General features: G+C 61.8%; 13 protein-coding genes. 9 read left to right on the forward strand and 4 right to left on the reverse strand.

All coding sequences use genetic code 11. From position 1 onward, the window contains the following. Position 1: 1 nt before the first annotated feature. Together accB and nac are read right to left on the reverse strand one after the other, a co-directional pair. Positions 2 to 502, reverse strand: a complete 501-nt coding sequence (gene accB / locus QQS38_RS05290; protein WP_479644321.1) for an acetyl-CoA carboxylase biotin carboxyl carrier protein — start codon at positions 500 to 502, stop codon at positions 2 to 4. 221 nt (positions 503 to 723) lie between these two features. After that, entirely contained in the window at positions 724 to 1,650 is a 927-nt protein-coding gene (gene nac / locus QQS38_RS05295; RefSeq protein WP_479644322.1) for a nitrogen assimilation transcriptional regulator NAC, read from the reverse strand. Positions 1,651 to 1,942: 292 nt separating this feature from the next. Between nac and QQS38_RS05300 the strand changes: the two genes are divergently transcribed. The 6 genes from QQS38_RS05300 (at position 1,943) to QQS38_RS05325 (ending at position 8,634) form a co-directional block, all read left to right on the forward strand. Beyond that, positions 1,943 to 3,151: an aspartate transaminase gene (locus QQS38_RS05300; RefSeq protein ID WP_479644323.1), complete on the forward strand. Its 1,209-nt coding sequence runs from the start codon at positions 1,943 to 1,945 to the stop codon at positions 3,149 to 3,151. Between the two features lie 162 nt (positions 3,152 to 3,313). Beyond that, positions 3,314 to 4,384, forward strand: a complete 1,071-nt coding sequence (locus tag QQS38_RS05305) for a porin (RefSeq protein ID WP_479644324.1) — start codon at positions 3,314 to 3,316, stop codon at positions 4,382 to 4,384. 174 nt (positions 4,385 to 4,558) lie between these two features. After that, a complete protein-coding gene (locus QQS38_RS05310) occupies positions 4,559 to 5,701 on the forward strand; it encodes a Re/Si-specific NAD(P)(+) transhydrogenase subunit alpha (protein WP_479644325.1) in 1,143 nt (380 codons plus the stop codon). 10 nt (positions 5,702 to 5,711) lie between these two features. Further along, positions 5,712 to 6,044: an NAD(P) transhydrogenase subunit alpha part 2 gene (locus QQS38_RS05315; protein ID WP_479644326.1), complete on the forward strand. Its 333-nt coding sequence runs from the start codon at positions 5,712 to 5,714 to the stop codon at positions 6,042 to 6,044. Next, positions 6,041 to 7,480, forward strand: a complete 1,440-nt coding sequence (locus tag QQS38_RS05320; RefSeq protein ID WP_479644327.1) for an NAD(P)(+) transhydrogenase (Re/Si-specific) subunit beta — start codon at positions 6,041 to 6,043, stop codon at positions 7,478 to 7,480. The genes QQS38_RS05315 and QQS38_RS05320 overlap by 4 nt, the downstream gene beginning before the upstream one ends. 119 nt (positions 7,481 to 7,599) lie before the next feature. Further along, positions 7,600 to 8,634, forward strand: a complete 1,035-nt coding sequence (locus tag QQS38_RS05325; protein WP_479644538.1) for an L-idonate 5-dehydrogenase — start codon at positions 7,600 to 7,602, stop codon at positions 8,632 to 8,634. Between the two features lie 148 nt (positions 8,635 to 8,782). Here the strand turns inward: QQS38_RS05325 and QQS38_RS05330 are convergent, their stop codons facing one another. Continuing rightward, positions 8,783 to 9,451 (reverse strand): RraA family protein, encoded by a 669-nt coding sequence (locus QQS38_RS05330; protein WP_479644328.1) that lies wholly within the window; start codon positions 9,449 to 9,451, stop codon positions 8,783 to 8,785. 158 nt (positions 9,452 to 9,609) lie between these two features. Beyond that, on the reverse strand, positions 9,610 to 10,512 hold the full coding sequence (locus tag QQS38_RS05335; protein WP_479644329.1) for a LysR family transcriptional regulator: 903 nt from the start codon (positions 10,510 to 10,512) through the stop codon (positions 9,610 to 9,612). A 159-nt stretch (positions 10,513 to 10,671) separates the two neighbouring features. Here QQS38_RS05335 and QQS38_RS05340 point away from each other — a divergent pair, with 159 nt between their 5' ends. The 3 genes from QQS38_RS05340 to QQS38_RS05350 are packed head-to-tail and all read left to right on the forward strand — an operon-like array spanning position 10,672 to position 13,441. Next, on the forward strand, positions 10,672 to 11,658 hold the full coding sequence (locus tag QQS38_RS05340) for a 2Fe-2S iron-sulfur cluster-binding protein (RefSeq protein ID WP_479644330.1): 987 nt from the start codon (positions 10,672 to 10,674) through the stop codon (positions 11,656 to 11,658). Positions 11,659 to 11,709: 51 nt separating this feature from the next. Beyond that, entirely contained in the window at positions 11,710 to 12,966 is a 1,257-nt protein-coding gene (locus QQS38_RS05345; RefSeq protein WP_479644331.1) for an aromatic ring-hydroxylating dioxygenase subunit alpha, read from the forward strand. Position 12,967: 1 nt separating this feature from the next. Further along, entirely contained in the window at positions 12,968 to 13,441 is a 474-nt protein-coding gene (locus QQS38_RS05350) for an aromatic-ring-hydroxylating dioxygenase subunit beta (protein WP_479644332.1), read from the forward strand. Positions 13,442 to 13,448: the final 7 nt, after the last annotated feature.

Here is a 13,448-nt window from a genome sequence, read left to right on the forward strand (position 1 = left end):
ATCAGCCGATGCGAAAGAGCGGTTGGCCCGATTCCACTTCACTGCCGGGCGCCACGAGCACCTCACGCACCGTGCCATGGCAATCGGATTCGATCGCGTTGAACATCTTCATCGCTTCGATTGCGCACAGCACCTGCCCCTCTTCGACTGTATCGCCCACTTGCACGAAGGGCGCTGCGTCCGGTGAAGGAGTAAGGTGAACGATGCCGAACATCGGCGCACACACGAGCTTCGGCAAAAGCACCGGGGTGCTTTGCGCCACGCCTTGCTGCGGCACGATGGCGGCCTCCACAGGGTCCGCCGCATGCGCCGCCTCGCTGCGCGGCCGGTCCGATCCCTGCCCGGCCACGGCCGGCGGCATCCCGGCGCCGGCGGCGCTGCGCTTGCCTCGACGTTTCGCCTTCACGAGCTTGACCCGCTCTTCACCCTCGATCACTTCGATCTTCCGGAGCGGCGAATCGGCTAGCAGTTCGATCAGTGCTTTTATCTTCTGAAGATCCATCTTTGAGTCCGTAGCCGGTTAGGCGCACGCCGCGAGACTGGCGTGCGCGAAACACCGCGGCTGCTCAACGCCCCGGACTCGGGGTCCGGTGAGGTCGCCAGCTCGACGGCAAGCCGTGTCGCGCCGGCTCACTGAGCGCCGGGCGAGTGGCGATGGACTCACTGTATCCGGCGCGGAAAAATTGCGCCAAGACGGTTTGGCTTTGTCGCGATAAGGTGCGCTTATGTATCGCTTCCCGGCCCGGCACGCACGCCGAGCGCGAGGTCGCCGGCCAACTCCAGCAAGATATCCCTGACGGCCGCCGCCGGCTCGGACAGCGGAAGGTGGTCGGACAGACACACCGACAGCGGAATCTTGATGACGGGCGACACGATGCGCGACTGCACGATGTCCCCCGTCGCCGCCACCACGCGCGCGGTGGATTCGGGCAGGATGGTCGCGCCGATCCCCGCGCTCACGGCAGCCGACAAGGTCGACGCGGACTCGATCTCGGCCACGACGTTCGGCGTCATCTGCACGCTCGCGAAGCCTTCGTCGACGTACTTGCGCAGGTAGTTGTACGGGCGCGGCAGCAGGAGCGGCACGTCCCGCAGGTCGCTCACGGCGAGCTTATCCTGCACGATGCCCATGCTGCGCGGCGCGACGAGAAACATCTCCTCGTTCATCAGCAGTTGGAACGACAAACCATGCACCGGCTTGTCGCCGTACAGCACAGCCATGTCCATCCGACCGTTCATGATGAGCTCGCTCAGCGTCGTGCCGAAATTTTCGTTGATGTAGAGCAGGATGTTCGGATGTCGCGCCCGCACCGTGCGCAACAGCGGCAACGACAACGCCGACGCGCCCGTGCCGGGCGCGAGCCCGACGGACACCTGCCCCGACAACGCTTGGCCGGCGCTTTTTACGTCGGCCTGCGCCTGTTCGTATTGGCGCAGGATCAATTGTGCGTGGCGATAGAGTGTGGCGCCCGCCTCGGTAGCCGTGACGCCGCGCTTCGTGCGCACCAGCAACTGCTGCTGGAATTCGTCTTCTAGCGTGATCAACTGCTGGCTCAACGCGGGCTGTGCGATATGGAGCACTTCGGCAGCCTGCGTCAGGCTGCCGACATCGACGATCTTCACGAAATACTTCAAACGCCGCAAATTCACGGTTTTGCGTCTCAGGTAAACGGACTGCAATCATCATAGGGCAAGCGCCGCGCAACGGACAGCCGCCAAAACCCCCAGTCTCGCGCCAGGCAGCCTCGCCGCTCAGCGCACGCATTGCGGCGCCGCACGTGCCACGGCGCCCATCTACCGACATCGCCAGCCGTCTCGCGCGAGGGTGGGCCTCGCGGTGCGTCATAAGCGGATGTTATTGCGCCAGCAGAAAGTCATCTTGGCTCGAACTTTTTCGCGCGCTTAATGTTAAGCCTCATCAAATGCCGTCGAGGAGTCCAGTGTGAGTGCATCGCGCATCGCCGCCCGCGTCCAGCGAATCAAGCCGTCCCCCAGCAGCGCGGCGGCTGACCGCGCCGCGGCGCTCAGACGGGAGGGAAAGCATATCGTCAACCTCGTCATCGGCGAACCCGATTTCGACACGCCTGCACATATCCGCAAGGCCGCTTACGAGGCGATGGAGCGCGGTGAAACACGCTATACGCAAACGGCCGGCACACCCGCGCTGCGCGCGGCAATAGCGGCGAAGCTGCAACGCGAGAACGGTCTCGCCTACGATCCCAAGAACATCGTCGTGACCTGCGGCGCCAAGCATGCGATCTTCAATGCGCTAGCGATCACCGTCGAAGCGGGCGACGAAGTGCTGATTCCCGCGCCGTACTGGGTCTCGTACCCGGATATGACGCTGGCGTGCGACGGGGTGCCCGTTGTCGTGCCCTGTTCAGAAGCCCACGGTTTCAAGCTGACGCCTGCCTTGCTCGAAAGCGCGATCACGCCACGTACGCGATGGCTGATCATCAATTCCCCAACCAATCCGACGGGCGCAACCTACGCGGCCGGAGAACTGAGGGCGCTCGCCGACGTGCTGCTGCGTCACCCGCACGTGCTGATCATGATGGACGACATCTACGAGCACATCCGTTTCCAATCCGACGCTGCGCCACATCTGCTCGCCATCGAACCAGAGTTGGCGTCACGCACGCTGGTGGTCAACGGCGTCTCGAAGACCTACGCCATGACCGGATGGCGCATCGGCTACGTGGCCGGCCCCTCCGACTTGATCGCCGCGCTCGACACGCTGCAATCGCAATCGACGAGCAATGCCTGCTCCATCAGCCAGGCCGCTGCGCTTGCCGCGCTGACGGGCGACCAGAGTTTCGTGCGGGAATCCGTGCGGACCTACGAGGCGCGCCGCGACTTCGCGCTCGAAGCCCTCAACGCAATTCCTGGCATCAGTTGCAAAGCACCGGGCGGCGCGTTCTATTTGTATGTGAGCTGCAGCGGCATGATCGGACGCTCGACGCCCCAAGGCAAGCGGCTCGAAAGCGATACCGACGTCGTCCTGTATCTGCTCGAGCAGGCGGGCGTCGCGCTCGTCGCCGGGTCTGCCTATGGCATGTCGCCGTTCTTCCGGATGTCGATTGCGACGAGCATCGACATCATCGACGAAGGCTGTCGAAAGATCTCGGCCGCCGTCGCAGCGCTGGATTGAGAGTGACGCGGCGGGGCCGACCAAGGGACCGCCGCGCGAACGTAGAAAGACATGCGGCGCCGTGGGAATGCTGCAGTCGGATGGGCGATTTCTTCTTTCGTTTAACAGGCAAGGGGCGTATTCGTGAAAAAAATATTATTAGGAGTACTAATCATCTCGGCCATGGCTTCGTCCGATATGGCGTGGGCCCAGTCGAGCGTCACCCTCTACGGCATCATCGACGAAGCGGTGCGTTTCGATACGCACCAAAACGCGTCGGGCGGAAAGCTCTTCACGATGGGGAGCGGCGGCGAGATTCAGGGCAGTCGCTGGGGCTTGCAAGGCACCGAAAATCTGGGTGGCGGTCTCGCCGCCATCTTTCAGTTGGAAGGCGGCTTCACGCCGAATACCGGCGTGACCCAGCAATCCACGCCGTCGGGCGCGGCGCGCCTGTTCGGGCGCACGGCGCTGGTCGGCCTGAGCAGCCCGTACGGTACCGTGACGTTAGGACGCCAGTACACGCTCGTCCATGAAACGGGTTGGACCCACGATATCTTCGCGTTCGCCAATTACACGGGCACGATCGGCTTTCAGGGTGCGGGCCTGACGGGCGGCGGACGACTCGACAATACGGTTCGATATACCTCGCCGACGCTCGCGCGCTTCACGGTCAAGGGCGCCTATACCTTCGGCCAGACGGCGGGAAACTTCCATCAGAATTCGTCGCCCGCCGTCAGCGTTTCGTATGACAACGGGCCCTTGAGCGTGGGTGCGGCCTATCAGATCATCAATAACATCGGCGGCTTGACGCCTTCGACCACGGCTTATGGCAGTACGTATTTCGGCCTGACGATTCCCGACAGCTCGCAGAAGGTCTTCACGGCAGGCGCGACCTACAAGTTCGGCGCGGCCAAGGTGTTCGGCTCGTACATCTACAGTCACGTTTATCCGGCGGACTATCGCAACGACTCGTTCTCTGCCGCCGTGCAGTACGCCTTCACGCCCACTTTCGTGCTCGATCTGCCCTTCTACGTCGATTTCGTTCATCACGCCGGTCAAAGCGGCACGCGTATCACGGGCGGCCCCACGTTCGACTATCTGCTGAGCAAGCGCACCGACGTGTATCTCGGCGTGGACTACAACCACCTGACGGGCGCATGGACGACGCTCGCAGCAGCCTCGGGCGGGAACCAACCGTTCTTCGGCCACAACTCGCTGTTCGAAGCCGCGATCGGCTTGCGTCATAAGTTCTGATGCTCTGATTCGCCTGGCGTCCTGGGATACCCCACTCGCGACGCCTGCTTATTTCCTCCCCTTGATCGATCGCATCGGGACACGCCACGTGTCCCGATCGTGCTCGCCCTTCGTCCGACAGGAAATCGGGTTCGATCCACCGCCCGACTTCCGCTATTTCAGGAGCACATCCAGATGAGAATCGGCATCCCTGCCGAGATTCGCGCCGGCGAAACACGTGTTGCCGCGACGCCTGAGACTGTCAAGAAGCTCGCAGCGCAAGGCCATACCGTGCTCGTCGAGCAAGGCGCCGGAGAGCGCGCCTACTTCACCGACGCCGCCTACGCGCTCGCCGGAGCAGTGCTGGTCGACACCATGCAAGCCTGGAATGCCGATCTCGTGCTGAAGGTGCAGGCGCCGACCGACGCCGAGCTCGCGCACCTCATCCGCGGCAGCCTACTCGTTGGCATGCTCAATCCGTTCGATGCGGACCAAACCGCACGCATCAACGCACACGGCGTCCGCGCGTTCGCGCTCGAATCGATCCCGCGCACGACGCGCGCGCAGAGCATGGACGTGCTCTCTTCCCAAGCCAACATCGCGGGCTATAAAGCCGTTCTGGTTGCGGCAACGCTCTACCAGCGCTTCTTTCCAATGTTGATGACGGCGGCAGGCACGGTCAAGGCCGCGAGGGTACTCGTACTCGGCGCAGGCGTCGCCGGCCTGCAGGCAATCGCGACCGCAAAGCGCCTGGGCGCGGTGATCGAAGCATCGGACGTGCGCCCCACCGTAAAAGAGCAGATCGAATCGCTGGGCGCGAAGTTTCTCGATATCCCGTACGAGACCGAAGACGAGCGCGCGGCTGCCCAAGGCGTAGGGGGCTATGCGCGCCCGATGCCCGCCACATGGCTCGCACGCCAGAGCGCACGGGTGCGTGAACGAGCGAAAGAGGCCGATATCGTCATCACGACGGCGCTGATTCCAGGGCGCGTGGCCCCCGCGCTCCTCGATGAAGATACGGTCCGTGCCATGAAGCCGGGCTCGGTCATAGTCGATCTCGCCGCAGGCCGAGGCGCGCCGAGCGGCGAGCGGTGCGGCGGAAACTGCACGCTCACCGAGGCCGATGAAGTGGTCGTCAGGCATGGCGTGCTTATCGTCGGCTACACGAACTTGCCCGCGATGGTGGCGACGGAAGCGTCCTCGCTCTATGCACGGAACGTATTGGAATTTTTGAAACTGATCGTCGATGCCGACGGCCAGCCGAAGATCGACCCCAGCGATGACATCGTCGCTGCGACGTGGCTCGGTCACGACGCGTCGATGCTGAAGACGGCATAAGGAGAACACGATGGAAATCATCGCCCACACCACGACCAACCTCATTACCTTCGTCCTAGCCATCTATGTCGGGTATCACGTCGTCTGGAACGTGACGCCCGCGCTGCATACGCCTCTCATGGCCGTGACCAACGCTATCTCCGCCATCGTCATCGTCGGCGCCATGCTTGCGGCGGGATTGACACTCGGCACGGCGGGCAAGGCATTCGGCGCCATCGCCGTCGCACTCGCGGCAGTCAATGTATTCGGCGGCTTCCTCGTCACGCGCCGCATGCTCGAGATGTTCAGGAAAAAGGACGGCGGCAAGCCCGCTGCGAGCCAAGCCACCGGAGCTTCGCGATGAGCATGAACGTCGTCACGCTGTTGTATCTGGTCGCCTCCGTTTGCTTCATCCAGGCGCTCAAAGGACTCTCGCACCCCAAAAGCGCGCGGCTCGGCAATACCTTCGGCATGGCCGGCATGGCGCTCGCGATCCTCACCACGGTGGCGCTCATCGCCAAACAGGCGTCAGCGCTGGGCTCGAACCTGACCATCGGTCTGTCGGCGCTTGCTTTGGCGCTGATCGTCGGCGGCTCGATCGGTGCGGTGATCGCCGCTCGCGTCGAAATGACGAAAATGCCCGAACTGATCGCAGCGATGCATTCACTGATTGGGCTCGCGGCCGTTTGCATCGCCTATGCGGTGGTGATCGAGCCGTCCGCATTTGGTCTAACCGCAGCGGATGGCGCGCTGCCCTATGGCAACCGAATCGAACTGTCCATCGGCACGTTCATCGGTGCGGTCACGTTCTCGGGATCGATCATCGCGTTCGGCAAACTGTCCGGCAAATACCGCTTCCGGCTCTTTCAAGGCACGCCCGTCGTGTTCCAAGGCCAGCATGGGCTCAACCTTGCACTTGCGCTCGCCGCGATCGCTTTCGGCGTCGTGTTCGTCGTCACGCAGGCGTGGTTGCCGTTCGCTATCGTCACGGCCATCGCCTTCGTGCTCGGCGTGCTCATCATCATTCCGATCGGCGGCGCCGATATGCCCGTCGTCGTCTCGATGCTGAACTCGTACTCCGGGTGGGCGGCCGCGGGCATCGGTTTTTCGCTCAACAATTCGATGCTCATCATCGCGGGATCGCTCGTGGGTTCATCCGGAGCGATTCTCTCGTACATCATGTGTCGCGCAATGAACCGCTCGTTCTTCGGCGTGCTGCTGGGCGGCTTCGGCTCGGAATCCTCGGCCAACGACGGCGCACAGCGTGAACAGCGTCCCGTCAAATCCGGTTCCGCCGACGATGCCGCGTTTCTGCTCGGCAATGCTCAATCCGTCGTGATCGTGCCCGGCTACGGACTGGCCGTCGCGCGCGCGCAGCATGCGCTCAAGGAGCTGAGCGACAAGCTCGTGAGCAAGGGCATCGACGTGCGCTATGCGATCCATCCGGTGGCAGGCCGCATGCCGGGCCACATGAACGTCCTGCTGGCCGAAGCGGAAGTGCCGTACGAGCAGGTGTATGAAATGGAGGACATCAACGCGGAGTTCAGCCAGACCGATGTCGTGCTCGTGCTCGGCGCGAACGACGTGGTCAACCCCGCGGCGAAAAACGATCCGGCATCGCCGATCGCAGGCATGCCCATCCTCGAGGCGTATAAGGCACGGACCGTGATCGTCAACAAGCGGTCGATGGCGTCGGGGTATGCCGGTCTCGACAACGATCTCTTCTACATGGACAAGACGATGATGGTGTTCTCGGACGCGAAAAAGGTCATCGAGAACATGAGCAAGGCGCTCGACTAGTTAGACATAAGCCACGGCTATCGGCCCATAGGACTTCGATCTTTGCCAACGGCTCGATTAGCGTCTACCGTTCGAAGGATCGTTCCATGCTCGCTCCCTCTTCATACAGGCAAATCACCATGCACGCACTCGTCATCCACGCGCCGCAGGATCTGCGCATCGAGGACGTTCCGACGCCGGAACCCGAAGCCAATCAGTTGCTCGTGCGGATTCGCGCCGGAGGCATCTGCGGCTCCGATCTTCACTATTTCAACCACGGCGGCTTTGGCACCGTCCGCATTCAGGAACCGATGGTACTCGGCCATGAAGTCTCGGGCGTGATTTCGCGCGTCGGTTCGTCAGTGAGCGACATGCCCGCGGGCACGCGCATCGCCATCAGCCCGAGCCGGCCGTGCGGAGCGTGTCAGTACTGTCAGCAAGGGCTGCAGAATCATTGCATCGACATGCGGTATTACGGTAGCGCGATGCGCGTGCCTCACGTTCAGGGTGCTTTTCGCCAAGAGATCGTGATCGACCGTTCGCAAGCCCACGTCGTTGCCGATTCGCTGAGCGACGCCGAAGCGGCGATGGCCGAACCGTTATCGGTCGCCCTGCATGCGGTTCGGCGCGCCGGCCCCATGCTCGGCAAACGCGTGCTCGTCACCGGCTGCGGACCGATCGGCGCGCTGATCGTCGCCGCCGCTCGCCGGGCGGGCGCTGCCATGATCGCCGCGACCGACATGAACGAATTGCCGCTGGAAAGCGCCAAGAAAGTCGGCGCCGACGTCGCGTTCAACGTGGCCGACACGCCGGACGCGCTGCAACCCTTCGCCGCCGGCAAGGGCCACTTCGACGTCCTGTTCGAAGCGAGCGGTAGCGCAGCAGCACTGCGGGGCGCCTTCGACGTGCTCAAACCGCGTGCGGTCATCGTCCAAATCGGCCTCGGCGGAGAAATTGCATTGCCGGTGAACGTGCTAGTTGCGAAGGAATTCGATCTACGCGGGGCGTTTCGTTTTCACGAAGAATTCGCGGTGGCCGTCGAGTTGTTGAACAAGGGGCTCATCGACGTCAAACCGTTGATCTCGGACGTGTTTCCTTATCGCGAATCGGTGCAGGCGTTTAGAACCGCGAGCGACCGATCGAAGTCGATGAAAGTGTTGATGACGTTCGATTGATATCGCCCCGGCCCCAGTCGTGGCCGGTCGCACGATGGCGATGTGTGGCCGGCCGAGGGCTTGGCGTTGCACATTGCTCGCGATGACTGGAAGAAAAAAAGCCGACGCAGCACATCGCGCGTCGGCCTTTTTCCTAAGGCCAGTTCGATCAGTTGTTGCAGCGTGCCTCCAACGCATCGACGAATGCGCGACTCCAGCGTCCTTCCTTCATCGCGCGAATGGTTTCGGCTTCTGCCGCGAGCACCGCACGCGCTTTCTCGATAACCTCTTGCACGTCCACTTGCGCAATAGCGAGCAGCCCGTCCTGATCGCCGAGCACGATGTCGCCCGGATTCACCACCATCCCGCCTACCGATATGGATACGTTGATTTCGCCAGGGCCGTCCTTGTAGGGTCCGCGATGCGTCACGCCGCGAGCGTAGACCGGAAAATCGCGTTCGCGAATCTCCGCCACGTCGCGAATGGCGCCATCGATCACAAGACCGACCACGCCCACGCTCGCCGCGTAGAACGTAAGAATGCCGCCGACCACGGCGTTGTTCAAATCGCCGCCGGCATCGATCACTAGCACGTCGCCGGGGCGGCAAAAATCGAGCGCGCGCAGATACGTCAGGTTATCGCCGCCGCGCGAGCGCATCGTCACTGCCGTACCGGCCATCGTTGGCTTGCTCGGCAGGTGGTATGGCTGTAGTCCGACCGTGCCGATGTTGCGGTGCATGCTGTCGCTGAGCGCCGAGACCGGGAGATTGCGAAGCGCATCGAGCAGCGATTCGTCGGCTTGGCAGGCGGAGGGATTCTTTCTGATGGCTTTGTACATGATCGGTCGCAATTGGGCTGCTATGGATGTAACAGTACGTTCCCCGTGCGAGCCCCGCCAAGACAGGATTAGTCTGGCGCAATAGCGAAGTCTTATGGTTGGGTCACATCGATTTGAACCTATCGGCCGCGACCCCGCGCAGGAGCCCTATCCCCTCATCACTGCGAAAACGCCTCGAACACCAACTGCCGGAGCCACTGATTGCTGGGTTCCCGATGGTTCCGTGCGTGCCAGAGCACATTGATCGTGATATCGGGGATCTTGACCGGGCATGGGGCACTATCGAGACCGAAGGGCTCGAGCGTGCGCGCAGCGTATGCCTCGGGAACCACCGCAATCAAATCGGTCGTCTGAAGGATATGCCCGACGGCCACGAAGTGCGGCACGCGCAGACGAACACGACGCGGCACGCCTGCGCGCTGGATCGCGGTATCGACCATGCCGTGCCCCGTCCCCTCGGCGACGATCGAAACATGCTCCGCTTCGAGAAATGCCTTCATCGTCATTCCCCCCTTCGCGAGCGGGTGCCCCTCACGAAACAGACACACGTATCGCTGCTTGAATAATCGGCGTTGGAAGTAGCCCGTTTTAAGGTCAGGCAAAAAGCCGATGGCGAGATCGACCTGGCCCGCCTCCATGGCATCGCACAGCGCATCGGCCTGATTGCGCACCGTGCTGATCGTGACGCCCGGTGAAGCCTCGGCCAGGCGTTTCATGAGTGCCGGCAAAAAATAGATCTCGCCGATATCGGTCTTGGCGACCGTAAACGACCGGTTGCTCGAGGCCGGCTCGAAACTCGACGTCGCATTGAGCGTGTTGTAGATCGCACCAAGCGCGTAACCGATCGGCTCGGCAAGCGACTCGGCGAACGGCGTCGGCATCATGCCCTTCGAAGTGCGAAGAAAAAGCTCATCTCCCAGCAACTTACGCAATCGGTTCAGCGCATTGCTGATCGCCGGCTGCGAAATGCCCAACGTAGTGGCAACGGTCGACACCCGCCGCTGGCGAAGCAACTCGTTGAAGACCACGAGCAGATTCAGATCGATGTCCTGAAGCTCCATTGCTTTGTCTTCCTCCTGCTCCGCCTCTCACGTGCCCGCGTTTCCATGCCGCATTATCACTACCGATGATGTGAATTATCAAGCAGATTCTATTTATCAATAGCGCAGCCGGCGGCATCATGACCTCGTGAATTGACCAGCCTCGGAGACACTGGCGCCATGGATGTTTCGATTTTGCCGTTGCAGCGGATGCTCGATGTGCGCGCCGGCGAAAACCTGCTCGATGTGCTGCGCGCGCATGAGATCCCCGTTTCCTACAGTTGCATGGCGGGCCGCTGCGGCACCTGCCGTTGCCGTGTGGTTTCAGGCAACGTGCTCGTGACGGGATCGCGGGAGACGAACGCCCCCGCGGCGACGGGTCAATCCGTTCTGGCCTGTCAAACGACGATCATCGAGGACTGCGCGATCGAGCTGCCCGAAGTCGACGAGATCGTCGTGCATCCGGCCAAGATCATCAAGACGACCGTCATAGGCATCGAAGACGTGACGCACGACATCAAGCGCGTTCGTCTCGCACTGTCGAAGCCGTTCGAATTTTCGCCGGGACAGTATGCGACGTTGCAGTTCACCCCGCGGCATATCAGGCCCTATTCGATGGCCGTCACCCAGAATCCGCACGCGGTGGAGTTTCATATCCGTCTCGTGCCGGACGGACGCGTGACCTCTTATGTGGCGAATCGCCTCAAGGTAGGCGATACGGTGCGTCTGAGCGGCCCGCTCGGCACCGCCTACTTGCGTCGCAGGGCGACCGATCCGGTCGTATGTATCGCCGGCGGAACCGGCTTGGCTCCCATCCTTTCGATTCTGCGCGGCATGGCCGAAGCAGGCACGGCCACTCCCGTGCACGTGTATTTCGGCGTGCGCTCGCCACGCGATGTCTATGGCACGCATTGGCTCGACGAACTGCAAGAGCGACTGCCGAATTTGACCGCGCACGTCGTCGTGGCTTCGTGGGACAAGTCGGAAAAGTATCGCCGGGGCGTGGTGACGGAGGCCGTCGGCGCAGATTGGTCGAGCCTCAAAGGCTGGCGGGCCTATCTGGCCGGCGCGCCGGTCATGGTGGAGGCCGCCTCGATCCTGCTTCGGCAAAAAGGCGTCGCCAGCGAACATATCTACGCCGATGCGTTTTATGCGAGCGGCGTCTGACCGCCTCGCTCAAGACATCGCAACACCTACAGCAAACTCAGGAGACAGCGTATGAACGACACGCCGCTCGTTTTCACTGCGCCGCAATGGAAGCGGGAAGGTTCAAGCCGGATTCCGTTTTGGGCGTATACCGATGCCGACATCTACCGCCGCGAACTCGAGCGCTTCTTTTATTCGGGCCATTGGTGCTACGTCGGGCTCGAAGCCGAGATTCCGAATCCGGGCGATTTCAAGCGAACGGTCGTAGGCGAGCGTTCCGTCATCGTCGCGCGCACGCAGGAGGGCGACATCAGCGTCGTCGAGAACGTCTGCGCGCATCGCGGCGTACGCTTTTGCAGGGAAAAGTTCGGCAACCGCAAGGACTTCACCTGCCCTTACCATCAATGGAACTACGACCTAAAGGGCAACCTCGTCGGCGTGCCGTTCCGCCGCGGCGTCAAGCTCGACGGCAAGATCAACGGCGGCATGCCCGCCGATTTCGACACGAAGGAGCACGGGCTCACGAAGCTCAACGTGGCAACGCGTAACGGCGTCATCTTCGCGTCGTTCGATCACGACCTGCCGTCGCTCGAAGCGTTCCTCGGCCCAACGATACTGCGCTACTTCGACCGCGTATTCGACGGGCGCAAGCTGACGATCCTCGGATACAACCGTCAGCGTATTCCCGGCAATTGGAAGCTGATGCAGGAAAACATCAAGGATCCGTACCACCCGGGCCTACTCCATACGTGGTTCGTCACGTTCGGCCTTTGGCGTGCCGACAACAAGTCCGAATTGAAAATGGACGAGCACTTTAGGCATGCCGCGATGATTTCCGCGCGAGGCTCCGGCGGCAAGGGGGAAGTGACGAGCGGCGTATCGAGCTTCAAGGATCAGATGACGCTGAACGACAACCGCTTTCTCGACGTAGCCCATGAGCCCTGGTGGGGTGCGCCGACGGCCGTCATGATGACGGTCTTCCCGAGCGTCATCATCCAGCAGCAAGTGAATTCCGTGTCCACGCGGCACATTCAGCCCAACGCAGAGGGCTCGTTCGATTTCGTCTGGACGCACTTCGGCTTCGAAGAAGACAGCGAAGACATGACGCGCCGCCGGTTGCGACAAGCGAACTTGTTCGGGCCCGCGGGCTTCGTCTCCGCGGACGACGGTGAAGTCATCGAATTCTCTCAAGAAGGATTCGAGCAAAAACCGTTTCATCAAACCATCGTGGAACTAGGCGGGCGCGAAATCGCCGACACCGATCACATGGTGACCGAAACCCTGATTCGCGGAATGTACGACTACTGGCGACGCGTCATGGAGATCTGACATGCTCGATTTCGATACCTACCAGAAACTCCTCGCGCTCTACGCAGACTACGCCGCTGTGGTGGATAACAACGAGTGGGACAAGTGGCCGGAATTCTTTACCGAGCATTGCGTCTACAAGGTCCAGCCGCGCGAGAACTACGACCGCGCTCTTCCCCTCGCGACGCTTTCCTTCGAAAGCAAGGGCATGTTGAAGGACCGCGTCTACGGCATGACCGAAACGATTTTTCACGACCCTTACTATCAGCGGCACGTCGTAGGAACTCCACGCGTTCTGCGCGCCGATCACGAGCGCATCGAAGCTCAGGCGAACTACGCCGTGTTTCGTACCAAGCCCGATGAGATGTCGACCGTCTTCAACGTCGGCCGATACATCGATGTAATTCGCCGCACGAAGGACGGCTTGAGGTTCGAGTCGCGGCTTTGCGTGTTCGACAGCGAAATGATAGCCAACTCGCTCATTTATCCGATTTGAGGTCAAT

This window comes from Trinickia sp. Z7 (genome assembly GCF_056498045.1).